General features: G+C 60.2%; 21 protein-coding genes. 15 read left to right on the top strand and 6 right to left on the bottom strand.

Annotated elements, in window-relative coordinates; all coding sequences use genetic code 11:
- The first annotated feature begins 2 nt into the window (after positions 1-2).
- Both recO and pdxJ read left to right on the top strand, forming a co-directional pair.
- Positions 3-731 carry a DNA repair protein RecO gene (recO, locus tag msub_RS06740; RefSeq protein ID WP_048495305.1) on the top strand — a complete coding sequence of 243 codons (729 nt, stop codon included), beginning with the start codon at positions 3-5 and terminating at the stop codon, positions 729-731.
- On the top strand, positions 721-1,461 hold the full coding sequence (gene pdxJ, locus msub_RS06735) for a pyridoxine 5'-phosphate synthase (RefSeq protein WP_048495304.1): 741 nt from the start codon (positions 721-723) through the stop codon (positions 1,459-1,461). Before recO ends, pdxJ begins: the two co-directional genes overlap by 11 nt.
- A 10-nt stretch (positions 1,462-1,471) precedes the next feature.
- On the opposite strand, the gene msub_RS06730 is transcribed toward pdxJ, so the two are convergent.
- The gene (locus msub_RS06730; protein WP_048495303.1) at positions 1,472-4,348 is read right to left on the bottom strand and encodes an ATP-binding protein; all 2,877 of its coding nucleotides are present in this window, start codon (positions 4,346-4,348) and stop codon (positions 1,472-1,474) included.
- 225 nt (positions 4,349-4,573) lie between these two features.
- On the opposite strand from msub_RS06730, the gene cysM reads away from it, so the two are divergent.
- From cysM to msub_RS06705, 5 genes are all read left to right on the top strand, one after another.
- Positions 4,574-5,467, top strand: coding sequence for a cysteine synthase CysM (gene cysM, locus msub_RS06725; RefSeq protein WP_048495302.1), 894 nt, complete (start codon positions 4,574-4,576; stop codon positions 5,465-5,467).
- Positions 5,468-5,493: 26 nt separating this feature from the next.
- Positions 5,494-6,843 (top strand): 23S rRNA (uracil(1939)-C(5))-methyltransferase RlmD, encoded by a 1,350-nt coding sequence (gene rlmD / locus msub_RS06720; protein WP_048495301.1) that lies wholly within the window; start codon positions 5,494-5,496, stop codon positions 6,841-6,843.
- Positions 6,844-6,899: 56 nt separating this feature from the next.
- Positions 6,900-9,137: a GTP diphosphokinase gene (gene relA / locus msub_RS06715; RefSeq protein WP_048495300.1), complete on the top strand. Its 2,238-nt coding sequence runs from the start codon at positions 6,900-6,902 to the stop codon at positions 9,135-9,137.
- Positions 9,134-9,988, top strand: coding sequence for a nucleoside triphosphate pyrophosphohydrolase (gene mazG / locus msub_RS06710; RefSeq protein WP_048495299.1), 855 nt, complete (start codon positions 9,134-9,136; stop codon positions 9,986-9,988). Before relA ends, mazG begins: the two co-directional genes overlap by 4 nt.
- A 139-nt stretch (positions 9,989-10,127) precedes the next feature.
- On the top strand, positions 10,128-10,472 hold the full coding sequence (locus msub_RS06705; RefSeq protein WP_048495298.1) for a hypothetical protein: 345 nt from the start codon (positions 10,128-10,130) through the stop codon (positions 10,470-10,472).
- 26 nt (positions 10,473-10,498) lie between these two features.
- On the opposite strand, the gene msub_RS06700 is transcribed toward msub_RS06705, so the two are convergent.
- Positions 10,499-10,741, bottom strand: a complete 243-nt coding sequence (locus msub_RS06700) for a hypothetical protein (RefSeq protein WP_048495297.1) — start codon at positions 10,739-10,741, stop codon at positions 10,499-10,501.
- A 104-nt stretch (positions 10,742-10,845) separates the two neighbouring features.
- Between msub_RS06700 and ppc the strand changes: the two genes are divergently transcribed.
- The 6 genes from ppc (at position 10,846) to msub_RS06670 (ending at position 17,807) form a co-directional block, all read left to right on the top strand.
- Entirely contained in the window at positions 10,846-13,491 is a 2,646-nt protein-coding gene (gene ppc, locus msub_RS06695) for a phosphoenolpyruvate carboxylase (RefSeq protein WP_082146424.1), read from the top strand.
- 56 nt (positions 13,492-13,547) lie between these two features.
- On the top strand, positions 13,548-14,918 hold the full coding sequence (locus tag msub_RS06690; RefSeq protein WP_048495295.1) for an HDOD domain-containing protein: 1,371 nt from the start codon (positions 13,548-13,550) through the stop codon (positions 14,916-14,918).
- 201 nt (positions 14,919-15,119) lie between these two features.
- Positions 15,120-15,773, top strand: a complete 654-nt coding sequence (gene adk, locus msub_RS06685) for an adenylate kinase (protein ID WP_048495294.1) — start codon at positions 15,120-15,122, stop codon at positions 15,771-15,773.
- A gap of 34 nt (positions 15,774-15,807) precedes the next feature.
- Positions 15,808-16,503: a tRNA (adenosine(37)-N6)-threonylcarbamoyltransferase complex dimerization subunit type 1 TsaB gene (gene tsaB / locus msub_RS06680; protein ID WP_048495293.1), complete on the top strand. Its 696-nt coding sequence runs from the start codon at positions 15,808-15,810 to the stop codon at positions 16,501-16,503.
- 114 nt (positions 16,504-16,617) lie between these two features.
- Positions 16,618-16,980 carry a hypothetical protein gene (locus msub_RS06675; protein ID WP_048495292.1) on the top strand — a complete coding sequence of 121 codons (363 nt, stop codon included), beginning with the start codon at positions 16,618-16,620 and terminating at the stop codon, positions 16,978-16,980.
- Entirely contained in the window at positions 16,980-17,807 is an 828-nt protein-coding gene (locus msub_RS06670) for a class I SAM-dependent methyltransferase (RefSeq protein WP_048495291.1), read from the top strand. The genes msub_RS06675 and msub_RS06670 overlap by 1 nt, the downstream gene beginning before the upstream one ends.
- Before the next feature lie 20 nt (positions 17,808-17,827).
- Here the strand turns inward: msub_RS06670 and plsB are convergent, their stop codons facing one another.
- Positions 17,828-20,296 carry a glycerol-3-phosphate 1-O-acyltransferase PlsB gene (plsB, locus tag msub_RS06665; protein WP_048495290.1) on the bottom strand — a complete coding sequence of 823 codons (2,469 nt, stop codon included), beginning with the start codon at positions 20,294-20,296 and terminating at the stop codon, positions 17,828-17,830.
- 152 nt (positions 20,297-20,448) lie between these two features.
- Between plsB and nudC the strand changes: the two genes are divergently transcribed.
- Both nudC and murI read left to right on the top strand, forming a co-directional pair.
- Positions 20,449-21,264: an NAD(+) diphosphatase gene (nudC, locus tag msub_RS06660; protein ID WP_048495289.1), complete on the top strand. Its 816-nt coding sequence runs from the start codon at positions 20,449-20,451 to the stop codon at positions 21,262-21,264.
- A complete protein-coding gene (gene murI, locus msub_RS06655) occupies positions 21,261-22,124 on the top strand; it encodes a glutamate racemase (protein WP_048495288.1) in 864 nt (287 codons plus the stop codon). The genes nudC and murI overlap by 4 nt, the downstream gene beginning before the upstream one ends.
- Here the strand turns inward: murI and msub_RS06650 are convergent.
- From msub_RS06650 to msub_RS06640, 3 genes are all read right to left on the bottom strand, one after another.
- A complete protein-coding gene (locus msub_RS06650; protein WP_048495287.1) occupies positions 22,102-23,109 on the bottom strand; it encodes a DUF2156 domain-containing protein in 1,008 nt (335 codons plus the stop codon). The two genes, murI and msub_RS06650, sit on opposite strands and share 23 nt — an antisense overlap.
- Before the next feature lie 49 nt (positions 23,110-23,158).
- Positions 23,159-23,812 carry a class I SAM-dependent methyltransferase gene (locus msub_RS06645; protein ID WP_048497008.1) on the bottom strand — a complete coding sequence of 218 codons (654 nt, stop codon included), beginning with the start codon at positions 23,810-23,812 and terminating at the stop codon, positions 23,159-23,161.
- A 233-nt stretch (positions 23,813-24,045) separates the two neighbouring features.
- Complete coding sequence (locus msub_RS06640; RefSeq protein ID WP_048495286.1) at positions 24,046-26,220, bottom strand: putative bifunctional diguanylate cyclase/phosphodiesterase; 2,175 nt, start codon at positions 26,218-26,220, stop codon at positions 24,046-24,048.
- Positions 26,221-26,239 lie beyond the last annotated feature (19 nt).

Below are 26,239 nucleotides of genomic sequence, written 5' to 3'. Positions count from 1 at the left end.
GCATGAAAGGGCCTGAGTTGCAGGAGCCCGCCTATGTTCTTCACCGACGCCCGTGGCGGGAAACCAGCCTGATGGTGGATGTGTTCACCCTGAATCACGGTCGCATGACCGTGATTGCCAAGGGGGCGAACAGCGCCAGAAGCCCCCTGAAGGCCCAGCTTCAGCCGTTCCAGCCGCTGGTTATCGACTGGACCGGCCGGGGCGACCTGAAGACCCTTACCCAGGTGGATGTGCACACCGGGCCCTCGCTGACCCGTACCACCTCCCTCTACAGCGGCCTTTATCTGAATGAACTGGTGCAGCGGGTACTTCCGGCGGCCGATCCCTATCCGATCCTGTTTGCTGCCTACATTGAAGCCATCGGCCGGTTGGCCGTTACTGGCGATGTCGAGCCGGTGCTCCGCCAGTTCGAGCTGACCTTCGCCGCCGCACTGGGCTACGACTTTTCCTGGGACATTACCACCGACACCAGCGAATCCGTCGAGGCCGGGCGACAGTATTGTTATGATCCGGAGCAGGGCATTGTATCCGCCGTCTCGCCCGGAGTCCGCCTGCAGCAACTGCCGGGGGACGTGTTACTGGCGCTGGCCCGGGGGGACTTCGAGTCCGACCGTTGTCGCCGGGTTTCCAAGCGGGTAATGCGGGTGCTGACCGATTATCTTCTGCAGGGGCGCCCCCTGAACAGTCGCAACCTTTTCACTCACCTTCGGGGAGAATCCCATGAATCCTAGAGTTTTGCTTGGCGTCAATATCGATCACGTTGCCACCCTCCGGCAGGCGCGGGGAACCCGGTACCCAGACCCGGTGCAGGCGGCGCTGATGGCCGAGGAAGCCGGGGCCGATGGCATTACCATTCATCCGAGGGAAGACCGGCGCCATATCCAGGATCGGGACGTGCTGCTCCTGAAAGAAGTCCTCCAGACCAAAATGAACCTCGAAATGGCGGTAACCGATGCGATGCTGGCGTTTGCCGAGCAAGTGCGTCCGGAGTGTGTTTGTCTGGTGCCGGAAAAGCGGGAAGAATTGACCACCGAGGGCGGGCTGGATGTTGACGGCCAGGAGTCCAGGGTGGCAAAGGCCTGTGAACGCCTCGCCCGGATCGGTGCCGAGGTGTCACTCTTTATTGATCCGGATCCGGTGCAGATCGATGCCGCGGTTCGTTGCGGCGCCCCGGTGGTGGAACTCCATACCGGCGAATACGCGGAGGCCGGCACCGCCGAGGCCGTGGAAGCCGCGTTCAAAACCATCGCTGATGCCGTCGCCTATGCCCGCAGGAAGGGGCTGATTGTCAACGCCGGCCACGGTCTGCATTACCACAATACCGAGCGGGTGGCCGCAATTCAGGGCATCAACGAACTGAATATCGGCCATGCCATTATCGCCCGCGCGGTCTTTACCGGCCTGAAAGAGGCCGTTTGCGATATGAAAGCTATTCTCGATCAGGCCCGGGGCCGGGCCTGATCTTTCCGGTTCAGGAGGTTTCCGCAGCCGGGTGCTGGTTGCGGAACAGTTGCTGCCAGTCGGTCTGTTCGGTCCAGATCTCCAGGCGCTCCATGGCCGAAAGCAGCCGGTCCTTCTGTTGCTCCAGATCCGGTGCCGAGCATTTGAGGGCGGTTTCGAACCGGTTGGCCGCCGCCCTCAGTTCCGGCACACCACAATAGCGGGCAGCGCCATGAAGCTTATGAACGCACTCCAGCAGTTCATCGAGGCTCTGGTCCCTCCAGAATCCTGAAATCCGCTCCAGGTCGGCATGAACCTGTTCCAGCAGCATGCTGAACAGCTCCTCGGCCAGATCCGCCTTGCCGGCCGCCAGTTGAATGCTCTCGTCAACACTCACGCAGTCCTGCTGCATCTGGCGGGTTGACGGGCGCAGGGCCCGGCGGGTATCGCGCACTTCCGGTACCCGAAATCGCCCGCTGCCGGGCGTTCCCTGGCAAATATAGCCGGTGTACTCGTGAATGATTTCGGTGAGCTGGCCGCTGCTGATGGGTTTCGGCATGTAACCATCAAAACCCTGCCGGGACAGCCTTTCCTGTTCATCGGCCAGGGCATGCGCTGTCAGGGCAATGATCGGGGTCCGGTGGTTGTCGGTGTCCATCTCCCTGAGTCTGGCGGTCGTTTCCACGCCGTCCATTCCCGGCATCTGGAGATCCATGAAAACCAGGTCGAAGGGTTTCTGTCGGGCCTTGCTGAGTGCTTCAAAGCCGCTGGATGCGCCCTCGGCATCCAGCTGGCAGTCTTCAAGAAGGGTCAGTACCAGCTTGAGGTTGGCGTCGTTGTCGTCCACGGCGAGTACCCGCGGAACCTTGCCTGTCGCCGGCCGGCGCATGGCGCTCTGGAATTCGACGGTGGTGCGGCCGGCCGAGTTGATGCCGTGAACAAGCAGCAGAAGCTCGTCGTAGAGTGCCTCCCGGCACACTGGTTTGGTCAGGTGGCCACTGGCGAGCCCGGAGAGAGGTGTGTCGTGGGTTTCAAGGGTCGGGGTCAGCAAGAGGGTCCGGCAGTCCCGATCAACCTCCAGGGTTCTGAAAAGCCCGCAGTACTGGCTGGAATTCAGCAGGTGTCGGGTGATACCGACAATGGCGACGGCATAGCCGGCCTGGCTCTTCTGGGCTTCCTCTATCTGCTCCTGCAGAGCACCGGGCGAGGCAACGCGGTCCACCACCATGCCCCATTCCCTAAGCAGATGTTCCACGGCCAGGCCGGTGGTCTTCTGTTGTTCCAGATAGATAACCCGCTCGCCCTGCAGGGCATCTCTGGGAGCAATCGCTTCTCCGCTGCTGGCAAGTTCCGAGGTCAGCGTGAACCAGAAGGTCGAACCCTTGCCCAGTTCGCTTTCAAGACCGATCTTGCCACCCATCTCCTCAACCAGTCGCTTGGATATGGCCAGGCCCAGGCCGGTGCCACCGTACTGGCGGGCGGTGGAGGCATCGGCCTGGCTGAAGGCATTGAACAGGGATTGCTGCTGGGCCCGGGAGAGCCCGACGCCGGAATCTGAAACGCTCAGGCGCAGGGTCACCCGGTTGCTGTCCATTTCTTCCTCTTCCAGGCTCGCGCGCAACACCACTTCCCCGGTCTGGGTGAACTTGATGGCGTTGTTTACCAGGTTGGTGATGACCTGTTTTACCCTCAGCGGGTCGCCCATGATGTTGTCCGGCACGTCGTTATACACCAGCGGTACCAGATCCAGGTTCTTGGCATGGGCGGCCGGTGCCAGCATCACCATGACCTCCTCGACAATGTCCCGTAACTGGAACGGCACCCGGTCCAGGATCAGTTTGCCGGCTTCGATCTTGGAGAAGTCCAGGATGTCATTGATGATGGTGAGCAGGATTTCCGAGGATTTCCGGATGGTGCTCAGGTGATCCCTTTGCTGTCTTGGCAGCGGGCTTTTTAGCAGCAGTTCGGTGAAACCGATGATACCGTTGAGCGGGGTGCGGATTTCGTGGGACATATTAGCCAGGAATTCCGACTTGATCCGGCTGGCCTCCAGGGCTTCCTTCCGGGCAAAGTCCAGTTCGATGTTCTGGATTTCGATGGTTTCCAGGGTTTCACGAAGATCCTCCGTGGCCTGGTCAATGTTCTGCTGCATCTCGGCCTGGGCCTTGCTCAACTCCTCGGCCATGGCGTTCAGGCCGGATTCGAGCTGCTCGAATTCGGGGCCGGCCCCGGTGTAGACCCGGGTTTCCAGCTTGCCTTCTTTCAGTCTGGCAACGGCTTCGTTCAGTTCGAACACCGGGTTGGTGAAGGCGCGGCTGAGCCTCAGGGCAATTGCCATACTGAGGATGACGCCGCCGAGAACCAGCAGCAGGGAGATCAGCAACGCCTTGTAGGTCTCTTTCTCGGTGCGGATGTGGGACATTTCAACAACAACCCAGCCCAGAGGAGTCTGCAAGCCGGACATGGACTGGCGGGCATCCGGGTCCATCATGCTCTCAATCATCAGATCCTGAAGAAAAACCGGGGTAATGAAGCGGGTACTGTCCGCCCGGGAGATTCGTGTTGCACGCTCGGCGGTCAGTTCCTTGATATTCACCGTCTCGGAACTGCCCGGCCCGGTGTGCAGCAGGCGTGAACCATCACTGGAAAAAAAGGTGATTGAGCGAACGTCCTGTTCTTCAAGAAGGGCGTTGGAGAGGCTGCTGAGGAGGCTCCGGTTGGCGGTGAACAGGCCATACTCCGAACCCGCCGCCAGTTGGCGTGACAGGGATTCGCCCCGATCCTTGAGCAGGGTTTCAATATTGGCGACCCAGCTATAGGTGAAGAACAGCCCCAGCATCAAGGTAGTCAGAAGTGTGGGAACCAGGGTTACCACCAAAACTTTCTTGCGAATGCCCCAACGTCGCATACCGTGTTCCTGAATTATTGCTTTTGTCCGCACCCGGGTGCGGAAAACTTCCCTGTTAAGAATAGATGATCCTGGCACTGATAACCGTGGTATCAGTCCCGGTAGCGCCGGAAAATCTCGTGCCGGTTATAGCCGCCGGTCATGGATATAGCGAGAAGCTGTATTGGGAGACCGGCCTAATAACGCGTATCATGCGAAGCCAAAAGTGTACCACAGGGTTATTATATGCATTTCCCCACCATTGAAGATTATGTCGGGCACACCCCTCTGGTTCGCCTGCAGCGCCTCCCCGGTGACACCAGCAATATCATCCTGGCCAAGCTGGAAGGCAACAATCCTGCCGGCTCGGTCAAGGATCGCCCCGCCATCAGCATGATTCAGGAAGCGGAACGCCGTGGTGAAATCAAACCGGGCGACATCCTGATTGAGGCCACCAGCGGTAATACCGGTATAGCGCTGGCCATGGCTGCAGCAATCAAGGGCTACCGCATGGTGCTGATCATGCCCGCGAACATGAGCGAGGAGCGCCGGGCGTCCATGCGGGCCTTTGGTGCAGAGATCATTACCGTGACAAAAGACGAGGGCATGGAAACCGCCCGGGATCTGGCCCTGAAGATGGAAGCAGAAGGCAAGGGCAAGGTGCTTGACCAGTTCAGCAACCAGGACAACCCCCTGGCGCACTACCGGGGGACCGGACCGGAAATCTGGGAACAGACCGAAGGGCGTGTGACCCACTTTGTCAGCTCCATGGGCACCACCGGAACCATCATGGGCGTTTCCCGCTATCTCAAGGAACGCAACCCGGATATCCGGATCATCGGTCTGCAGCCGAAGGAGGGTGCATCCATCCCCGGCATCCGGCGCTGGCCCGAGGCCTATCTGCCGAAAATCTACGATGCCGCCCGGGTGGACCAGGTGCTGGATATCGGCCAGGAAGAGGCCGAGACCACCATGCGGGCCCTGGCCGCCGAGGAAGGTATTTTTTGCGGTGTCTCCTCGGGCGGTTCCATCGCCGCCGCCCTGAAACTGTCGCAGCAGGTTGAAAATGCGATCATCGTAGCCATTATCTGTGACCGCGGCGACCGCTACCTGTCGACCGGGGTGTTTCCCGGCGCCTGAATCCGTTTTTATCAAGAGACCCGAATATGAGCAGACGACGCAGGAAGGTTCTTCCCAAAGAACCCGTGCGCTGTGACATTCAGACCCTGAGCCATGACGGCCGGGGCATCGCCCGCCAGGACGGCAAAATTCAGTTTGTGGACGGCGCCCTGCCCGGGGAAACGGTGATGGCCAAGGTGGTGTCCAGCCGCAGCAAATTTGATGAGCTGCGAGCCGAGCAGGTGCTGGAAGCCGCGCCGGAACGCCAGGCGCCGCCCTGCGAGTTCGCCGATCTGTGCGGCGGCTGCAGCCTCCAGCACATGAGTGGCGACGCCCAGATCCGGTTCAAGGAAGACACCCTGCGTGAACATTTTGCCCATTTCGGGGGCATCGAGCCGGAACAGTGGATTGAACCCCTGCGCTCGGAAAGCAGCCTGGGCTATCGCCGGAAGGCGCGCCTGGGGGTTCGTTATGTGAAGGCTCGGGAATCTGTTCTGGTCGGGTTCCGGGAGAAACGCAACAGTTTCCTGACGGATATTGATCGTTGCGTGGTGCTGGATCCGCGGATCGGGGAGCGGATCATGACCCTGCGCACCATGCTTGAGGATCTGGAGGCCTACAGCCGGATTGCCCAGGTCGAGGTGGCCTGTGGTGATGATGTGGCGGTGATGGTGTTCCGCAACATGGATGAGCTCTCGGCGGGTGACCGGGAGAAACTCATTGCCTTTGGTCAGGCCCACGATTTGCATATCTACCTGCAGCCCAAGGGGCCGGATACCGTGCACCGGATCTGGCCGGAATCGGCCGGCCGGCAGGATGAGCGTCTGAGCTACCGGCTGGATGAATTCGACCTGACCCTGCAGTTTCATCCCATGGACTTTACCCAGGTCAATGCAGGCATTAACCGCGCGATGGTACACAGGGCGGTGGAATGGCTGGATATCCAGCCGGGTGAGCGTGTCCTGGATCTGTTCTGCGGTCTGGGCAACTTCACTCTGCCGTTGGCCCGAAGGGGCGGGCAGGTTGTCGGCGTGGAAGGGGACGAGACCATGGTCGTACGGGGCCGTGAGAACGCGGAACTAAATGGTCTGGACAATGTCGCTTTTCACGGTGCTGATCTGCACGGGGATTTCACCGGCCAGAGCTGGGCAAAGGAAGGGTTCGACAAGGTCCTGATAGACCCGCCCCGCTCCGGTGCCGAGGAGATCTGCAAGTACCTGACCGCCTTCGGTGCCCGGAAAATCGTCTATGTCTCCTGCAACCCCGCGACCCTGGCGCGGGACGCCGGAGTTATGGCGCGCAACGGCTATCGTCTGGTGCGTGCGGGTGTGATGGACATGTTCCCCCACACCACGCACGTGGAATCGATTGCGCTGTTTGAGCGGGATTCCGGCTGAAGGCACTCGGGCAGTCAGGGATGGCTGTGTGACACATCAGGAACAACAAGACCGATATGGTAAAAGTTCGCGAAGACTACGCAATGACTGGCGACGGCCAGGTGGACATTGAGGGCTGGGTTCACCAGATTGCCTCGGAAACACATCTGGAAGACGTCGATCAGTTCCGGCGAGCCTGCGAAAAGGCGGCAGAGATTGATCTGCAGGCATTTCGGGAAGACCGGCTTTGGGCGCCGGGCTCCAGCAGTTTCCGCATCGGTATCGAGATGGCCCAGGTGCTTGCCGAGCTGCATCTGGACCAGGCCAGCCTGGTGGCCGCCATACTCTATCGCGCGGTTCGTGAGGAGCGGGTGTCGCTCGAGGAAATCCGTAAGGAGTTCGGTGACGAAGTTGCCGGCCTGATCAACGGCGTACAGCAAATGGCCGCGATTTCCTCCATTCACCATCCGCTCAAGGGCAATGTGCTGGGGCAGAGCGAGGGCCAGCTCGACAACGTCCGCAAGATGCTCGTGACCATGATCGACGATGTACGCGTCGCCCTGATCAAGCTGGCTGAGCGAACCTGTGCCATCCGGGCGGTCAAGAATGGCGCCCAGGAAAAGCGCATGCGCGTTGCCCGGGAAGTGTTCGATATCTATGCGCCCCTTGCCCATCGACTTGGCATCGGTCATATCAAGTGGGAACTGGAGGACCTGTCTTTCCGTTACCTGCATGCAACCGCCTACAAAAAGATTGCCAAGCTGCTTGATGAAAAGCGCCTGGACCGTGACGGCTATATCAAGCGGGTACTGGATACCCTGCAGACAGAACTGAAGGCCTTCGGCATCGAAGGCGAGCTTTCCGGCCGCGCCAAACACATCTACAGCATCTGGCGGAAAATGCGGCGCAAGGGCATCGACTTCTCCCAGGTGTACGACGTCCGTGCCGTTCGAATCCTGGTGCCGGAAGTGCGCGATTGCTATGCCGCGCTCGGGATTGTCCATACCCTGTGGCGGCATATTCCCAACGAGTTCGATGACTACATTGCCAACCCCAAGGAAAACGGCTACCAGTCCCTGCATACGGCGGTGATCGGGCCGGAAGGCAAGGTCATGGAAGTCCAGATCCGCACCCACAAGATGCACGAGGAAGCGGAGCTGGGCGTGTGCGCGCACTGGCTTTACAAGGGCACGGACAAAGGCAACAAGTCCACCGGCTATGATGCCAAGATCAACTGGCTGCGCCAGGTGCTTGAATGGCAGGAAGATCTGGGTGACCTGTCCGGGCTGGCGGACCATCTCAAGTCCGATGTGACATCGGACCGGGTGTATGTGTTCACGCCCGAAGGCCATGTGGTGGATCTGCCCCAGGGCGCGACCCCGGTGGATTTCGCCTACCGGGTGCATACCGAAATCGGCCACGCCTGCCGTGGGGCGCGGGTGAACAGCCGTATCGTGCCGCTTACCTATCCGCTGAAAACCGGCGATCAGGTGTTCGTCCTGACTTCCAACAATCCGTCCCCCAGCCGGGACTGGCTGAATCCCAGCCTCGGCTACATCCAGACCTCCCGGGCCCGGGCCAAGGTGACGCACTGGTTCAAGCAGCAGGATCGCGGCCGTAATATCATCGATGGCCGGGCCATCCTGGAGGATGAATTCCGGCGTCTGTCGCTCTACGACGTGGACCTTGGCGAGCTGGCTGTGAAGGTAAACTATCACGGCGCGGAGGACATGTTTGCCGCCGTGGGTGCCGGCGATCTGCGCCCGACCCATGTGGCCAACGTCGCCCAGCAGATGCTGGAGCCGAAATCCGAGCAACTGGATCTCAAGCTGAGCGCCCAGCGGCGCAAGCCCTACGACACGGAATCCGATATCCAGATTGTCGGTGTCGGCAAGCTCAAGACCCAGGTGGCGAAGTGCTGCAAACCCCTGCCGGGGGATGCCATTGGCGGCTACATCACCGTCGGGCGAGGGGTTACCGTGCACCGGCAGGATTGCCTGACGTTCCTGAACCTGCGGGAGTTTGAGCCGAACCGTATCATCGAGGTGAGCTGGGGTGGCCAGCCGGCGGCGGTCTACCCGGTGGACATCGAGATTGAGGCCTATGACCGCTCAGGTCTGCTGCGGGACATTACCCAGGTACTGTCGTCGTCCCGGAGTGATGTGCTGGCGCTGAATACCCTGAGCAACAAGGACGAAAATACCGCCACCATGCTGCTGACCGTGGAGATTTCCAGCCTGGAACAGCTGGCCCGCCTGCTGGCGCAGATCCGTAATCTGCCCAATATCATTGACGTAAGGCGTAAGCGTGGATGAGCTACACCATTGAAGACCTGAAAACCCTGATGGCCCGGCTCCGCGACCCGGAGACCGGCTGTCCGTGGGACACCCGGCAGACCTACAAGACCATTGTGCCCCATACCCTTGAAGAGGCATACGAAGTTGCGGATGCCATCGAGCGTGAGGATTACCCGCATCTGCAGGATGAACTGGGCGACTTGCTGTTCCAGGTGATCTTCTATGCCCAGATCGGCCGGGAAGACGGGCACTTCGACTTTGACGGCGTGGTTGATCACCTGGTCCGGAAGCTGGTGCGCCGGCACCCGCACGTCTTTCCCGAGGGCACGCTGGCAAGCCGTATCGACCCCGATAACCGCCCGGATGAAGCCTGGATCAAGGAAAGCTGGGAGCGCATCAAGGCCGAGGAGCGGGCGTTGAAGCCAGCGCCGGAGGGCACTGCACCGGTCAGCCGGCTTGATGGCATTGCCCGAACCCTGCCCGCCATGGCCAGAGCCGAGAAGCTCCAGAAGCGGGCCGCCCGCCACGGTTTTGACTGGCCGGATATAAGCCCGGTGTTCGACAAACTGCACGAGGAAATCGACGAGCTCAAGCAGGCGTGGCAGGAGGCCCTGTCGGGCGCCGGCGACCCGGACGCCGTTGAGGACGAGCTGGGCGATCTGCTGTTTGTCTGTGTCAATCTGGCACGGTTCATGAAGGTTAATCCTGAGCAGGCCCTCAAACGAACCAACCACAAATTCGATGCCCGCTTCCGCGCCATTGAACGTGTGCTTGATCAGGAGGGGCGCAATATGGATGACGAATCCCTGGAAGCGCTCGATGCCATCTGGCAGGCGGTCAAGGGGGTAGAGCGGGGCGGACAGGGCTGATAAACAGGGCCTTCCGGTAAGTACAATCCGTTACCAATTTTCTCGCCCCCGGACCTGCGGCTTCGTCTAAACTTCCGGAAACGGATGCACAGATTCCGTGCACCGTGCGCCGTCAATAAGATGCAGGAGTGAAGGCACCATGAAAATCAAAGATCTGGTCAACTACTGGGACAAGCATGCTCGCGGTCGGCTTACCCGAGACGCCTACTTCATGGCGTTGTCTGACCAGCATCACAAGCGCCTCGAAAAACTCGCGGCGCTGTATCCTATGAAGTCACCCCAGGATCTGATGCGGGATCTCATTTCCGCAGCGCTGGACGAGATGGAAACCAGCTTCCCGTATGTCCAGGGCACCAGGGTGGTGGCTTTTGATGAGGATGGTTTCGAGATCTATGAAGATCAGGGCCTGACGCCGAGGTTTGTCAGCCTGAGCCAGAAGCACATCCAGCGCCTCAAGGCTCGCCAGCTGGAATCAGCAGCCTGACGGGCAGTTAAACTGCCCGCCGTTGCTTATTTGACCGGCTTGTCCTTCCCCTCCAGCCTGTCCTTCAGCGGGCTCTGACGAACCAGATCGTCCAGAGCCGCGCCGATCATATCGTTCAGAATATCGCTCTCCGTGCGGTCCGGGTACAGCTCTGCCAGCGCAGCCACCCGTGCTGCGTCTTCCAGCGGCAGGCGCAGATTGTAATCGTGGGTACGGTCCACGGGCTCTTTTTCGCTTTCCCAGTGTTTGGGCAAATCAGTGACCTTCATGATGACTCCTTGCGGCTAGAGGCTTGAATCGCCAATAGACTTTCTCGGCTGTTCCTTAGTATCGTAAGTTTACTTCGCCTCCGTCAATTCAAAAGGACGCCAATGTGACTGAGCTACACCCCGACCTCCGAGAAAATGTGCGAATGCTGGGCGAGCTTCTGGGCCAGAGTATCCGCCGCTACCCCGGCCAGGACTGTTATGAGCTGATTGAGGAAATCCGGGCAGCCGCCAAGGCCGACCGCCGCCAGGAAAGCGGCTCCGGCCAGCGGCTGGTCAATCTGCTGGGCAAGCTGAGGGATGACGAGCTTCTGCCGGTCACACGGGCCTTCAACCAGTTCCTCAATCTTGCCAACCTGGCGGAACAGTACCACGGCATTCGGCGCAAACGGGGCCATCAGTCCGACCTAATGGTGGAGTCACTGGGCGAGGTTTTCGATCGCCTGAAAACCGGAGGCGTCAGCCCGGAAGAGCTCCACCAGCGGGTTGCCGACCTGCGGATCGAGTTCGTCCTGACTGCCCATCCCACCGAGGTGGCTCGCCGCACCCTGATCATGAAATACGACGAAATGTCGGATTGCCTGGCGCAGCTGGATCATGATGATCTGATGCCCGCGGAGAGTGACGAAATCGCCTGCCGCCTGTCGCAGCTGGTTACCGAAGCCTGGCACACCGACGAGATACGCCATGAGCGGCCAACCGCGGTGGATGAAGCCAAATGGGGCTTCGCGGTTATCGAGAACAGCCTGTGGCAGGCGTTACCCCAGTTTCTGAGAAGCCTCGACACTTCCCTGCAGGGCGCCACGGGCAAAGGGCTGCCCCTGCAGGCATCGCCTATCCGGATCGCGTCCTGGATGGGCGGTGATCGTGACGGCAACCCCAATGTAACCCACAAGGTCACTCGCAAGGTTTTCCTGCTGGGGCGGTGGATGGCGGCGGATCTCTATCTGCGGGACATCCAGGCACTGCGGGCGGAACTGTCCATGTGGCAGGCCAGCGACGAGTTGAAGAAGGTGGCTGGCGATTCCCGGGAGCCGTATCGCCATGTCCTCGCTGAACTCCGGGAGCGGCTGATCAAAACCCGCGACTGGGCGGAGGCCAGTGTGAACGGCGATCCTGCGGATGCCGCCGGTATCCTGTTCGAGAACGAAGACTTTACCGGCCCCCTGGAGCTCTGTTACCGGTCGCTGGTGGCGTGCGGCCTGGAGACGATAGCCAATGGCCCCTTGCTCGACACCATCCGGCGGGCTCACACCTTCGGCCTGCCACTGATCCGGCTGGATATTCGCCAGGAGGCGAGCCGCCACGCCGAAGCGGTTGCCGAGATGGTGGATTATCTTGGCCTGGGGGATTACCTGTCCTGGTCCGAGCAGGAGCGGCAGGCGTTTCTGGTGCGGGAACTCCAGGGTCGCCGGCCAATGGTGCCGCGCAACTGGGAGCCCTCCGAGCCGGTTCGCGAGGTGCTGGCAACCTGTGAAGTGGTGGCGCAGCAGACGCCCCAGGCCCTGGGTTCCTATGTGATTTCCATGGCCAGCAAGCCGTCCGATGTGCTCAGCGTGATCCTGCTGTTGCGGGAGTCGGGCATGAAGTACCCGATGCGGGTGGTGCCGCTGTTCGAAACCCTCGACGATCTGCGCGGCGCGCCGGACAGTATGGCCGCTCTGTATGAGGTGGAGTGGTATCGGGAGTATTGCCAGGGCCGGCAGGAAGTCATGATCGGCTACTCCGATTCCTCCAAGGATGCCGGCCAGTTGATGGCGGCCTGGGCGCAGTACCAGGCCCAGGAAAAGCTCACCCACGTTGCCAGCCAGTACGGGGTGCACCTGACCCTGTTCCACGGCCGCGGCGGCACCGTTGGCCGTGGTGGTGGTCCGGCCAACCGGGCGATCCTGTCCCAACCGCCCGGCTCGGTAAACGGCAGCTTCCGGATTACCGAACAGGGCGAAATGATCCGGTTCAAGTTCGGTTTACCAAGGCTGGCGGTCCAGAGCCTGACGCTCTATACCACGGCGGTTATTGAAGCGACCCTGGCACCGCCACCCAAGCCGGAGGACAGCTGGCGGGAAACCATGGACTGGCTCACCGAGCGATCCCTGAAAGCCTATCGGGATGTGGTCCGGGAGAATCCGGATTTCGTGCCCTATTTCCGCCAGGTCACGCCGGAGCAGGCCCTGGGTAAACTGGCCCTTGGCAGCCGGCCGGCACGCCGGAAAGCAACCGGCGGTGTCGAGAGCCTGCGGGCTATTCCCTGGATTTTCGCCTGGACCCAGATGCGGCTGATGCTGCCCAGCTGGCTGGGCAGTGATGTGGCGCTGGAAGCGGCGGCCCGGGATAATCGACTGCCTGTCCTCAGGGAGATGATGCAGGGCTGGCCGTTCTTCCGCACCTACGTGGATATGCTCGAGATGGTACTGGCCAAGGCGGATTTGCGCATCGCCAGCTATTATGAGCAGACCCTGCTGGATGATGACCGGTTAAAAACCCTCGGCGAAAGCCTTAGAGCGCGGCTGCAGGGGTGCATTCAGCGGCTTCTGGAGCTCAAGGAACAGAAGGACCTGCTGGAAGATGAGCCGGTGTTTGCCCACTCCATGCGGGTGCGTAACCCCTACACGGACCCGCTGCATTACCTGCAGGCGGAGTTGCTCAAGCGCGATCGGGAAAGCGAAGGCAAAGGCGAAGTGCCCGAACTGGTGGAGCGTGCCCTGAAAGTAACCATGGCAGGCATCGCGGCCGGCATGCGCAACACCGGTTAAAAAGCGGGTAAGAGGCCGGTTTACTGGCCACGGACATTGGATAACAGGAGTAAGCTGTGGCACTGGCTGCACGATTGGAGCGTTTTCTGACCCGCGAGGGTATCGGCTTTCAGGAGTTGCCGATTGAGCAGGTGACCAGCCTGGATGCGGCGGTAATGGCCTCGGGGCGGCCCCAGGGGGATTTTGTCCAGGCGACCTTACTGATTGATATCAGTGGTGTGGTTATGGCCGTCCACAAGTTTGACAGCGGTCTTGACCTGGATGCGGTGTACCAGTTGACGGGCCGTCGGCTGCAGCCGCTCACCGCCCGCCAGAGCAACCGCCTGTTCGGAGACTGCGATCCGGGCTTCACGCCACCCGTTGGCCAGGCGTACGAGCTTCCGGTGGTGGTAGATGAGGATGTCGGGCGGGCCGAGCGGGTACTTTTCTCCAGTGGTACCGATCATTCCCTGATCGAAATGGATGCCCGGTCATTCAGGCTTGCGCTGGCGGGCGCCAGGGCGGGACATCTGGTTATACGCGGCCCGGGCAACGGCAACCGTGAGTCACTGACCCTTGAGGAAGTGGCCGACAAGCTGCAGAAACTCTACCGCCTGCCGCCCATGCCGGCCCTTGCCCTGCGTATTCTCAGACTGACGGCCAACACCGACGCCACCGCCCGGGAACTGGCTGAACTCATTGAGTTTGATCCGAGCCTGACCGCCCAGGTCATGCGCTACGCCCGCTCCGCCCTGTTCAACTACCCAGGCCAGATCAACTCGGTGCAGGAAGCGGTTACCCGGGTGCTGGGTTTTGACCGCGTTGCTCATATTGCCTTGGGTATTGCCTCGGTCCGGGCGTTCGACGTGCCCCGCCAGGGCATGCTGGGCATGGACAGCTTCTGGCGACACTCGCTGTATTGTGCCTTCCTGTGCCAGAGCATTGCGCCGAGGTGTGGTGCCGATAAAGGCCTGGGCTACCTGTGCGGCCTGCTGCATAACTTCGGCCTGTTGCTGGTGGGGCATCTGTTTCCGGCTGAATTTGCCGAGCTCAATCAACTTCGGGAAAGCAACCCGGAGGCCAGCATGCACTCCCTGGAGCAGCAGGTGTTCGGCCAGGGTAACGGGCAGGAAATCCTGTCGGTGGGCCATGGCGCCATTGGTGGAATTCTGCACCGTCTGTGGCAGTTGCCGGATCCGGTAGTCAAGGCGGCCGGGGTGCATCAGCAGCCCGGCTATCACGGTGAGCATGAAAACTATGTGCTTATGGTGCAGTTGGCTAATGCGCTGCTGAAGGAGCGTGGCATCGGGGATGAATTCAACCCTGATGATGTGCCGCCGCTGCTGGAAGGGCTGGGGCTGCAGCCCGATGTGATCGATGAACTTACCTCGGAAATTGAACGGGTAGCCCCGGATCTGGACGCCCTGGCCAGCTCCCTGTCATCCTGACACCCTGATGCTGTTTGCGGAGAAAGGCGCGCTTCCGGTGCATGATACGGAGGTCGACTTTCTCTGAGGTGGCTGACTTCGTATAATGCGCCCTCGCCGTCTCCGGCGGACACCTGTTCCGGATGGGAGAGGCTGTCGCAAAGGCAGAAGTTTTTGCCACAGCTTTTCAAACGATAATGACTAAAACGGGAGCACAGCGTTATGCGAATCATCATGTTAGGCGCGCCGGGCGCAGGTAAGGGGACTCAGGCCCAGTTCATAACGGAACGGTTTGATATTCCCCAGATCTCCACCGGCGACATGCTGCGGGCGGCGGTGAAGGCGGAGTCCGAGCTGGGTAAGCAGGTGAAGGAAGTCATGGCGACCGGCGGCCTGGTGTCTGACGACATCATCATCGCGCTGATTGAGGAGCGCATTCAGCAGCCGGATTGCAAGAACGGCTTCCTGCTGGACGGGTTCCCGCGCACCATTCCCCAGGCCGAGGCCCTGAAAGATCAGGGGATTGCCATTGATTATGTTGTCGAGATCGCGGTGGATGACGAGGAAATCGTCAGCCGACTGTCCGGCCGCCGGGTTCACGAAGGCAGCGGCCGGATTTACCACGTCAAATACGATCCGCCCAAGGTGGAAGGTAAAGATGACGAAACCGGTGAGCCACTGGTGCAGCGTGAGGACGACAAGGAACAGACGGTGCGCAAGCGCCTGAAAATCTACCACGATCAGACGGCGCCTCTGGTGGGCTACTATCAGGACTGGGCGGCAAAAGAACCGGCGGCTGCCCCGAAATACGTGCGGGTGGAAGGCGTCGGCAGCCTGGATAGCATTCGCGACCAGATCCTGTCTGAACTCAAGTAAATCCATGGCATCCTGACCCGAGGATTTCACGCCTGTGAAACTGCTGGCACTGGACACGTCATCAGAGGGCTGCTCCGCAGCCCTTCTTGTTGATGGCGAGATATCTGAACGCTTTGAGCTTGCCCCCAGAGGTCATACCCGGCTTCTGATGCCCATGGTGCGGGAGTTGCTCTCGGAGCAGGGCCTGGTGCCGGCAGATCTGGACGCCCTGGCATTTGCCAGTGGCCCGGGCTCCTTTACCGGCCTGCGGATCGCAACCGGCGTGGTGCAGGGCCTGGCCTGGGGGCTGGATATTCCGGTCGTCCCGGTGTCTTCACTGGAAGCGGTTGCCTTTGGTGCGATTCAAACCCTCGGTGTTTCCGCGGGCGGCGGTGTTGCCGTCGCCTTCGATGCCCGCATGGGCGAAGTCTACTGGGGCTGTTTCGAATGTCGCGCCGGGGTGCCGGTTTTGCTGGGGGAAGAGCAGGTCTGCCCGCCAGCGAACCTGACACTCCCGGCGGGGCCCGACCACTGGTGCGGTGTTGGCCAGGGCTGGCAGTACCGCACTGACATGCCGTCTGCGGTGGCCGATCTTCCCGGCAAGGTGGATGCAACCCTGGTGCTTCGTGCCTCCTGGGTTGCCAGGTTGGCCGTTACCGGATTTCAGCAGGGCCGGGCGGTGCCGGCGGAACAGGCCCAACCGGTGTATATCCGGGATGAAGTGGCCTGGAAAAAGCTGCCTGGGCGCTGATGTTCTTGAATTCCGGTCTGGCTAAATGCTGATCAACTGGCTTTTCTTCAGGACCGTAATCTTTCATACTCTGGATTCGCGTTTTCCTGTCATCGGGCTAGTGGTATCTGAACAATGATTGGCGGCATTAATCCGGGCAACAATTTCGGTCTGCAGTCGGGCAATAACAGCCCCGTTCGCGAGCGCAGTGATGTTGCCCGTGCGCCTGCCGCCACGCCTGAGAAAACGGACGAATCGTCGCGTCGTGATCTGGCCGAAAGTCGCCAGGGGGCGGTTACCGAGCGCAGCCCGACGGAAACGCTGGAGCGCAGGGTTGAGGCCCGACGGGCGTCGGAAGAAGTCCGTCTTGAGCGCTTCCGTGCTGATGAGCTTTCCCTGCCCGCGGCCCGGGCCCTGTCCACCTTTGCAGCGGTGGCGTCCGCCGGCCAGGAAACCGGCAGCACGGGTACCCTTGCCGGCATTGATATCCTGGTCTGATGCCTCACTCTGACCCGGAAAAGCCCGCCAACCTCAAAACGCGCATTGCGGTCGGCCGAAGTCCCCTGGGAGACAGACTCAAGGCGGACGAGCTGGCGGAATCCCTGTCACTGAAGAATCTTGATGTCATCCGGCCCAAAGACATTAACGAATTCCCGGTTGTGCTGTTTCTTGATGAGCAGGGCCTTGGCCTGCAACTCACAGGTAAGGGTGCGCCCGGCCCGGTGCGGGCGGAATTTGTCACCGGCAAGATGGGCTACCGGCGTGAGCACGGCGGTGGCGCCGGGCAACTGGTTGCCAGGGCGGTCGGCTTGCAGAAAACCCGGGCCGACCTGCATGTTGTTGATGCCACGGCAGGGCTTGGCCAGGACGCGTTTATCCTCGCCAGTCTCGGCTGCCGGGTAACCCTGTTTGAGCGCAACCCGGTCATCCATGCGCTGCTGGCGGACGGCCTGGCCCGTGCCGCGCTGAACACCGATTGCAGGTTGATTGTTGAGCGCATGCGCTTGATGGCAGGCAGCAGTGTCGACTGGTTTGAGCAGGCGGGCTCTGGCGCCGCCGATGTGATCTATCTGGATCCAATGTTCCCGCACCGGGATAAATCCGCCCTGGTAAAAAAGGAAATGCAGGTATTCCGAACGGTTGTCGGCGACGATGACGATTCCGGCCACCTGCTGGCGGCTGCCCTGGCATGCGCCCGTTACCGGGTTGTGGTCAAGCGCCCGCGGAAGGCACCGGCGATCGACGGGCCCGAGCCAACCACCCGGATCGAGGGCAAAAGCAGCCGCTACGATCTGTATTCCATCAAGGCGCTGCCGGCCCAGTGAACCCGGGCCGGTGAGGAGCCTCAGGCCCCCATCATCGTGACCTGCTGAATCGCCTGCCGCTTTTCAACGCTCAGCACCAGCCTTGCGTCCTCAGCCACCTCGTCCAGGCCCTCGCCATAGCACAGCAGACCATTGTCATCCGTGGTAATGACGCCGTTCTTCTGCAGGTTGGCAATGAAGTTCCGGAACAGGCTCTTGTCGAAAAACTCCGGTGCATTCAAGCCGAACAGGATAGACATGCGCTCAGCCAGCAGCGCACTCTGCTCCTCCAGTTCAGCCGCACTGATCTTGCCCGAGCCGTATTTTCGAAGGATGCCGAGCGCAATGTGATAGCGCTCGACGGTCTGGATGATAAAGCGTGACAGCACCCGCAATCGCAGCATGGCCTCGGTGCCCTCATCGGGTCGGCCGATGCGGTCGTCGTCCAGAGACTTCAGCAAGCCCTGGGCGATCAGAACGTCAATCCACTGGTTGATCACCTGCTCGGCCTCATCCGGCTGGTACTTCAGGAATAGCTCGGACTGCAAATAGGGGTAGGCCACACTGGCCAGGAACACGATCTTGTCCCGCCTCAGGGAATCCTTGTTCTCGAACAGGCTGGCGATCAGTGACGGCAGCGCAAACAGGTGCTGGATATTGTTGCGGTAGTAAGTCATCAGAATGGCATTGCTGCCTTCCAGGCCGATGATGTCGCCCAGCTTCTGGGGCATGCGGCTGATCAGCCCCATGTCTTCACAGTAGGCCACCCAATCCTTGCCACTACCCTCGGGCAGGGTAACGGTCCCTGCATAGGGGAAGTCATTCAGCAGGGCGGCATACTGGTCCATCAGCCGGATCAACTGGCCTTCGTCCATGGCAAGGCGTTCGGTGCCCAGCAGGACCGTCGCGGTCATACCGATCGGATTGACCGCGACCGAGGCATTGATGTTGGAAGCCACCCGGAAGGCCAGTTCGGACACTGCCGTGTTGAGCCAGGCCGGCCGGTATTCGGCGTCATAGGCCTGTTGTCGCCAGCTGTCATGGACGTCGTCCAGCACATCCGAAAGGTGAATCGCCTCGCCGAAATTGACGGCCACCCGGCCAAAGGAATTGCTGAGTTTACGAACGGTTTTGGCCAGCCCGAACACGCTCTCCTTTTGCTTTTTCTTGCCACGAAGCTCGCCCAGGTAGGAGCGCCCCTCCATGACCTTTTCATAGCCGATATAGACAGGAACAAACACGATCGGCTTGCGGTGGTCCCGGAGGAAGCTGCGCACGGTCATTGCCAGCATGCCCGGGCGGGGCTGCAGCATCCGGCCGGTGCGGCTTCGGCCACCCTCGACAAAGTATTCCACCGAGTATCCCCGGGAAAACATCACATGCATGTACTCGTTGAATACGGTGGCGTACAGCGGGTTGTCCTTGAAGCTGCGGCGCATGAAGAAAGCCCCGCCCCGGCGCAGGATCGGCCCCACGACGGGCATGTTGAGGTTGATGCCCGCCGCAATATGCGGCGGCATCAGGCCATTCTTGTAGAGCACATAGGACAGCAGCAGGTAGTCGATGTGGGAGCGATGGCAGGGTACGTAAACCACGGCGTTTTCCTGGGCGACCTCTTTCACCACCCGGATGTTATTGATGGCGATGCCCTTGTAAATCCGGTTCCACAGCCAGGACAGAACCACCTCCAGAAACCGGATGGTGACAATCGACATACTGGCGGCAATTTCGTCGGCGTACTTGTAGGCCTTGGCGCGCACTTTTTCCGGTGGAATATCGTCTTTGGCCGCGGTTTCGCGAATCGCCTCCTTGACCGCCTGGGTTCGCACCAGGCCCGCGACCAGTGTGCGGCGGTGGGAAAGATCCGGCCCCAGCACCGCCTGGCGTACCCGGCGGAAGTGGGTTCTGAGAATGCGTGCCAGCTTGCGTTGGGCCCGCTCTTCGTTATGCCGGTATTCATCGATCATTTGCTTGAGCGAGAGCGGCTGGTTGAACTGCACATAGGTATTGCGGCCGTGAACCATGATGATCAGGAGTTTCTGCAACCGACCGGCAATGGACCAGGTGTCAGACAGCAACAGTTTGACCAGGGATTTTTCCTTGTCCGGGGACCGACCCCAGAACAGGGACACAGGAACAATCTGGACATCCTGGTCGGGGTGTTCAAGACCGTAGTGAACCAGTGCCCGGAACTCGCTGGTGGGTGCCGGCGCCTGGCGCCCCCGGAAAAAACCGCCAATCCGGCGGTACAGGAAGAAAAAGGAGTGCGAAGGGCCGTTCTTGACCGGCAGTGCGTCTTCCGGCCCGGGCAAGCCGGCCCGGATAACCTCCTGCTCCAGCACCAGCCGGCTGGAGAGGGAACTGTACTGCAGCGCATAGCAAACCGGTTTGTCCGGATCCAGGGCGAGGGCGTCAACGCTGTTGCCGCTGACATCTGTCCGGACCCAGATAAACAGTATCTTGCGAAAAAGGGTCAGGATCAGGCTGCGAATGCCCTGGTAAAGACGCATAAAGTGCCACTCCATTGAAAAGACAGGTGCCAAGTTTACTTGGTTGAGTACAGGCCGGAAAGCCGGGGTTACGTTCTTGGCCAGTATCGCAGTGTGGTACATTTCAGCTTGGCCTTATAATCACACAGGTGACACATCAGAGGGCAGTCTTTATGACTCAGTGGAAACCCGGCTGGACAAACCGGTCGCCGGAGGAAGGTGATCTGGTCCTGGCGCTTTCCGGACCGGGCGTGGTGAAGCCTGAAAACGGCTGGCTGCACAGCTGTGACAGCGCCATGCTCGCTGGCTCCTTGCGCGATGCCGTCTCTTTGGGGGCTTACGGCGGTCGGGATGTCTTTGTCACCGAGGTGCCGGAAAGTATCGTCCAGGGACAGGAGGTCGTCTCCCTTCGGGAAGCATTGCTGATGATGACCGACTCCCCGGCGGATATGCTGAGTACCGGGTTCCAGGTCTGGCAGTGGTGGCGCGACCACCGGTACTGCGGCCGCTGCGGTGAGGAAACCGGCGTGCACCCCCGGGAGCGCGCCAAATGGTGCGAGCCCTGCGGGATTCCCTGGTACCCGAGGCTCGCGCCCTGCGTCATTGTTGTGATCCGCAGGAATGACCGTCTGCTGCTGGCGAAATCGTCGCGAACCCGGCGTGACTTCTACAGCCTGATTGCCGGATTTGTTGAGCCGGGCGAGAGCCTGGAAGGGGCTGTTCACCGGGAGGTGAAAGAGGAGACCGGCCTGGATGTGAACAATATCCGCTACCACGCGTCGGAGCCCTGGCCCTTCCCGCACCAGTTGATGGTTGGCTTCTTTGCCGATTACGCCGGAGGCGAGCTGGTGTTGCAGGAAGAGGAACTGGCTGATGCCGGCTGGTTTCTACCGGGCAACACACCACCGGTACCTCCGGAAACCACAATTTCCGGCCGTTTGATCCGGGCGATGGAAAAGGAAATTTCCCGGGGAGGCATTCCGGTTTGAGCGGACAGTCGCCTCCCAGGGTTCTGGTCTTCGATTCCGGTATCGGCGGGCTGAGTGTTGCAGCCTGCATCCACCAGCATCTGCCGGGAGCAGACCTGGTATATCTGGCCGACAACGCCGGTTTTCCCTACGGCGACAAACCGGAAGCGGTGGTGATTGAACGCTCCTGCACCCTGATTGGCCGGGCTCTCGAACAATACCCCGCTGACATTGTGGTGGTGGCCTGTAATACTGCCAGCACGGTGGTGCTGCCACACCTTCGCGGGATGACTCCGGTGCCGGTTGTCGGGGTGGTGCCGGCGATCAAGCCCGCGGCAGCAAAAACCCGGAACCGGCGCATCGGGCTTCTGGCAACGCCGGCGACGGTCCGCCGACCCTACCTGGACCGGCTGATCGAGGAATTCGCCGGAGATTGCCGGGTCGAGCGAATCGGGCACCACGGCCTGGTGCGTTGGGCGGAAGACCTGGTGGCCGGCAACGTGGTTCCGGCCGCTGAGCTTTGGGAAGCCATGGCGGCCTTTCGGGAGGCCGGGGTCGATACGGTGGTTTTGGGGTGTACCCACTATCCGCTGCTGCTGGAGAATCTGAGGCAGAGCCTGCCGGCCGTTGAATTCTGGGTGGATTCGGGCGAGGCTATTGCCCGCCGGGTAGCCTGGCTGCTGGATCAGGCAGGCCAGCTTGCCGTCGCCCGGAGCCCCGTGGCGGAGCCTGCTTCCCCGCCGGTTACCGCGGCGCTGTTTTCCGGCCCGGCCCCGGAAGGCATTGCGGTTTTTATGGCCGGGCTTGGCCTGTCTCCCCGGCGGGTGCACGGCGCCTGGCCTGCGGAGCTGCTGGTCGCTACAGAAGCCGGGTCAGCTTGAACATGGCGAGAAATTCCAGCGCCGGAATTGATCGCTTGTGGCAGCAGTAGGTCTTGAAGTTGTCGCCGCGAAAGCGTGACTTGGTGAACTCCAGCCCCTTGAAGTTATACAGGAAATTGCCTTTCTCATAGAGACCGTGCAACAGGCGTTTTAGCAAGCGGCTCTCCTGGTGTTCGGTCGTCGCATCCAGAGACAGGGGGATCAGGCCAAGGTCGAGATAGGGCACGCCCTCAGCCTTGAACACGTCCATCGCATGTGCCATCAGGGTATAGAAAATACCCTGGCGAAAATCGGCATTGGCCCGGGAAATATTGGGCACGTAGCTGATAATTTCGTTGTTGCGGTAAATCGGATCAAAGTAGATAAAACCAACCGCCTTGCCATCCTGATAGGCGTAGAAATGCCGCTCGTTCTCCCGGTATTCCATTTCCATCGGCCGGATCAGGAATCGGATTTCATTACTTTTGCACTTCCTTGTACGTATCCAGGCTTCGGAGATTTCCCGCGTGTGATCGTCGCTGAACCGCTCCATGACCGTAATGCCGTTTTTCTCGGCCTGGTTGAGCGCGGTCCGGAGAATCTGCTTCTTTTTTCCGGTCAGGGACCATTGGCCAAGATCGATACGGGACTCGCTACCAAACTGGGTGCCATAGAGGCCAAACCGCAGATGCAGAAAATCTACCACCGGTTTTGAGACCTGAATGTAGCTGGCGTTGGGGAAGCGCTGATGAAAACTCTCCAGCAGCTTGCCGAAATCGCCCGGTGCGCAAACCGGATCCGAAAGCACAAAGGTGCCGCCCCATTTACGCATGTAGGCGATATAGCCTACGCCAGGCAAATCAAAGTACTGCATGCCTGGTTGAAGCGTAGAGAAAGACTGAGAGTGGGTTCCGAATTTCTTCAGAAAACCAACGCGCTCACCGAAGCTGAATGAGCCGCTTTCCAGAGCGCCGACCGTGTCCAGTGCGAGTATCTGATCCGACATCCTGCTGCTCCCCTTTTGTTTTTGTTGGGTGGTCCCTGAGCGGTGCTGTTCAGGCCTGCTTGCGGCCGAGAATGGACCAGTAGCAATTCATGTTCAGAAGTTTGAAATGCTTCTTCTCGGTAACCTGCAGGCCCAGGCGCTGCATGTGTTCGGGGTAGTTGTAGATCTTGTGGAAGGCGTTATTGGCAAACAGCCAGAAGATGAAGACGGCCATATACCAGTAAAGCTTCTTGAACATCCGGGAGAAGATGTTGCCGGTGGGGTAGCAGAAATCACCGACCACGACACTGGCATCGGCCTTGCCCAGTCGAATCAGGTGTTCCAGGACCCGAACCATCATGTCCTCGTCAAACACGTTCAGGAAAAAGTTGGCGACCACCATGTCGTACTGCTCGAATTCATGCACTTTCATGATGTCGCTGTGGATGCGACGAATGGTCAGGTGCGGTGCCTCTTTCTGCTGGGCTTCGGCAAACTTGCGCAGCATGGTCTCTGAAAGATCTACCACGGTTACGTCGGCACCCAGTTCGGCGGCGCGAATGGCGTCCCTGCCGTGGCCAACGCCGGCGAACAGGATCCGGTCACCGGCTTTGACGGTTTCCACGTCCAGCATGGCGGTTTTGCAGCGGTGAATGTTCTTGCCGCTGTAAAGGTTGCTCAGAAAATCGTATACCGGGCCAATGTACTTGTACTTATCGCGCATGATGACTGCTGCCTGTTCTTGTTCCCTGGATGCCGCCACCGTTTTTGTCGTTATGTATCCGAGAATGTCGGACATTCCGGTGGCAGCGCCTGATGGATTTGAGCTTAGAGAACAGGGTGGGAGAAATATGTGCAGTAATGCGCATTTCCGGATACAAAAAGTAACCAGTTGCAATACTTTGCAAACCAGATCGCGAATTTATATCAGAGTGTCAGACAATAAATAATCGGGTATCAGAAGGCTGCGGCCCGGGCCCTGGTGAGTCCCAGGCTCTTGGATATCTCGGCTGCCGGCCGTGCCGGCCCGTAGAAAAAGCCCTGGACCTGGTGGCACCCGAGCCCCCTCAGGTATTCCAACTGCTCGTCAGTCTCCACGCCTTCGGCAACAATCTCGAGCTTGAGGCCGTGGGCCATGGCGACAATCGCATTCACGATGCAGGCGCCGTCCTCTCCGCTGCGAATGGCCTTTACGAAGGACTGGTCAACCTTGAGGGTGTGAATGGGCAGGCGGTGCAGGTAATTCAGTGAGGAATAACCGGTGCCAAAATCGTCGATCGCGATCCGGACTCCCAGCGCCGCCAGTTCCCGCAACTTCTGGCTGATCTGTTCCAGATCATTCATGATCACGTTTTCGGTGATTTCGATTTCCAGGTTTCCCGCCGGAAAATTGTGGGCTTTTACCCGCTGCATCAGGGTTTCCACAAATCGGGGATGCTCGACCTGAATCGGCGACAGGTTGACCGCGAGGCGAAGGTCCGGGTGCCCCGAGCGAATCCAGTGCCCGACATCCTGGCAGGCTTGGTCAAGCACCCGCTCACTGAGCTGGCCGATCAGCTTGGTTTCCTCTGCCAGGGGCAGGAAATCCCGCGGGTACAGCAGGCCCCTTTCCGGGTGCTGCCAGCGTACCAGTGCCTCCAGCCCGACCACCCGGTTGCTGGTTGAGCACACCTGGGGCTGATAGAACACCCGCAGCTCGTCCCGTTCCAGCGCCTGGCGCAGGTCCCGCTCCAGGTTCAGCCGGTTGGCGGTGTCGATGCTCATGCTTTCGGAATAGAAGCGGTAACCGTCCTTGCCCCGGGCCTTGACGTGATACATGGCAATATCGGCATTCTGGATCAGCTGATCCATGGACTCGCCGGCTTCCGGAAAGATAGAAATACCAATGCTTACGCCAACAAAAACCTCGTGGTCACCCAGTTCAAAGGGCGCCCGGAGCGCGTCAATCAGCTTCTTGGCGATTTGTCTCGCATCCTCATGGTTGTGGATGGAGGGCAGCAACAGGGTGAACTCATCGCCACCGAACCGGGACAGCGTGTCGCCCTTGCGCAGGCATTTTTCCAGCCGGTGGGTGACGGCCTGCAGCAAGCGGTCCCCCATGGCGTGCCCGAGGGTATCGTTGATCACCTTGAAACGGTCTAGGTCGAGGAACATCACCGCCAGCTTCTGGCCCCCGCGTTTCGCGTGGGTGATTGCCAGTTCGAGGCGGTCCTTGAAAAGGGCCCGGTTGGGAAGCCGGGTGAGCAGGTCATGGTAGGCCTGAAAATTGATAAAGGCCTCGGCCTCTTTGCGTTCGGTCACGTCCCGGGCGGTGCCGTAGTATCGCGCGCCGCTGCCGTTGCCTCCGCCCTGGGTTGCCCCGGTGTGGGGCCAGGTTTGCGGGTCGATGGGGAAAGCCGTGATCTCGAAATGCCGCGTTGCCCGGCGGCTGCCCCTGGTTTTCAGGCGTACTTCCAGGGTTCTGGGATTGTCTGCGGTGATATTGGGGCCTTTGAGCGCCAGCGTTCCCCGGGTAACGTCCCGGTCATCAAGGATCTGCCGGAAGTGTTCACCACACAGCTCGTCTGGCTGGTACCCCAGCAGGCTTTCCACCTTGCTGTTGATAAAGCAGAAGCGACCATCTTCATCGAGCATGAACACGATGTCGGGGGAGCTGTTGACGATATAGCGGTGCAGGGCTTCGGATTTTTCCAGCCGGAACTGGATATGTTCGTGGGCCTTGAGCAGAGACCGTTTGCCGATGACGCTTTCGACCGTTGCCAGCAATTCTTCCGGATCAAAGGGTTTGCGGATGTAGTCCAGCGCGCCGCGCCGGAGCGCCCGGCTGACAGAACTGAAGGAGCTCTCGCCACTGACCACGATCACGCCGCATTCCGGCTGGCCTTTGGCAAGGTGGGCCATGACATCAAATCCGTTCACCTCCGGCATGCGCAGATCCAGAAGCGCCAGGTCAAAGCCCTGCTGGTCAATGAGTTCGCAGGCCTTCCTGCCGCCATGGGCTTCGGAAACCTCATAACCACGGCTGCGCAGCAGCGATGCCAGTGAGTCCAGCAGGCGGGGTTCGTCATCCGCCACCAGTATCCGTGCCGTTACCCCGTAACTGAAAGGCTGATCAGTAAGCTCAGGTGCCATCGGTCTGTGTCCGTTGATT

The sequence above is a fragment of the Marinobacter subterrani genome (assembly GCF_001045555.1).
Taxonomy (GTDB): Bacteria; Pseudomonadota; Gammaproteobacteria; order Pseudomonadales; family Oleiphilaceae; genus Marinobacter; species Marinobacter subterrani.
This window is presented reverse-complemented; position numbering and strand designations above follow the sequence as displayed.

Excerpts from the sequence above, each read along its gene's own strand:
- recO (WP_048495305.1), top strand. The coding sequence starts at position 3 with ATGAAAGGGCCTGAGTTGCAGGAGCCCGCCTATGTTCTTCACCGACGC.
- pdxJ (WP_048495304.1), top strand. The coding sequence starts at position 721 with ATGAATCCTAGAGTTTTGCTTGGCGTCAATATCGATCACGTTGCCACC.
- msub_RS06730 (WP_048495303.1), bottom strand. The coding sequence starts at position 4,348 with ATGCGACGTTGGGGCATTCGCAAGAAAGTTTTGGTGGTAACCCTGGTT.
- cysM (WP_048495302.1), top strand. The coding sequence starts at position 4,574 with ATGCATTTCCCCACCATTGAAGATTATGTCGGGCACACCCCTCTGGTT.
- rlmD (WP_048495301.1), top strand. The coding sequence starts at position 5,494 with ATGAGCAGACGACGCAGGAAGGTTCTTCCCAAAGAACCCGTGCGCTGT.
- relA (WP_048495300.1), top strand. The coding sequence starts at position 6,900 with ATGGTAAAAGTTCGCGAAGACTACGCAATGACTGGCGACGGCCAGGTG.
- mazG (WP_048495299.1), top strand. The coding sequence starts at position 9,134 with ATGAGCTACACCATTGAAGACCTGAAAACCCTGATGGCCCGGCTCCGC.
- msub_RS06705 (WP_048495298.1), top strand. The coding sequence starts at position 10,128 with ATGAAAATCAAAGATCTGGTCAACTACTGGGACAAGCATGCTCGCGGT.
- msub_RS06700 (WP_048495297.1), bottom strand. The coding sequence starts at position 10,741 with ATGAAGGTCACTGATTTGCCCAAACACTGGGAAAGCGAAAAAGAGCCC.
- adk (WP_048495294.1), top strand. The coding sequence starts at position 15,120 with ATGCGAATCATCATGTTAGGCGCGCCGGGCGCAGGTAAGGGGACTCAG.
- msub_RS06675 (WP_048495292.1), top strand. The coding sequence starts at position 16,618 with ATGATTGGCGGCATTAATCCGGGCAACAATTTCGGTCTGCAGTCGGGC.
- msub_RS06670 (WP_048495291.1), top strand. The coding sequence starts at position 16,980 with ATGCCTCACTCTGACCCGGAAAAGCCCGCCAACCTCAAAACGCGCATT.
- plsB (WP_048495290.1), bottom strand. The coding sequence starts at position 20,296 with ATGCGTCTTTACCAGGGCATTCGCAGCCTGATCCTGACCCTTTTTCGC.
- nudC (WP_048495289.1), top strand. The coding sequence starts at position 20,449 with ATGACTCAGTGGAAACCCGGCTGGACAAACCGGTCGCCGGAGGAAGGT.
- msub_RS06650 (WP_048495287.1), bottom strand. The coding sequence starts at position 23,109 with ATGTCGGATCAGATACTCGCACTGGACACGGTCGGCGCTCTGGAAAGC.
- msub_RS06645 (WP_048497008.1), bottom strand. The coding sequence starts at position 23,812 with ATGCGCGATAAGTACAAGTACATTGGCCCGGTATACGATTTTCTGAGC.
- msub_RS06640 (WP_048495286.1), bottom strand. The coding sequence starts at position 26,220 with ATGGCACCTGAGCTTACTGATCAGCCTTTCAGTTACGGGGTAACGGCA.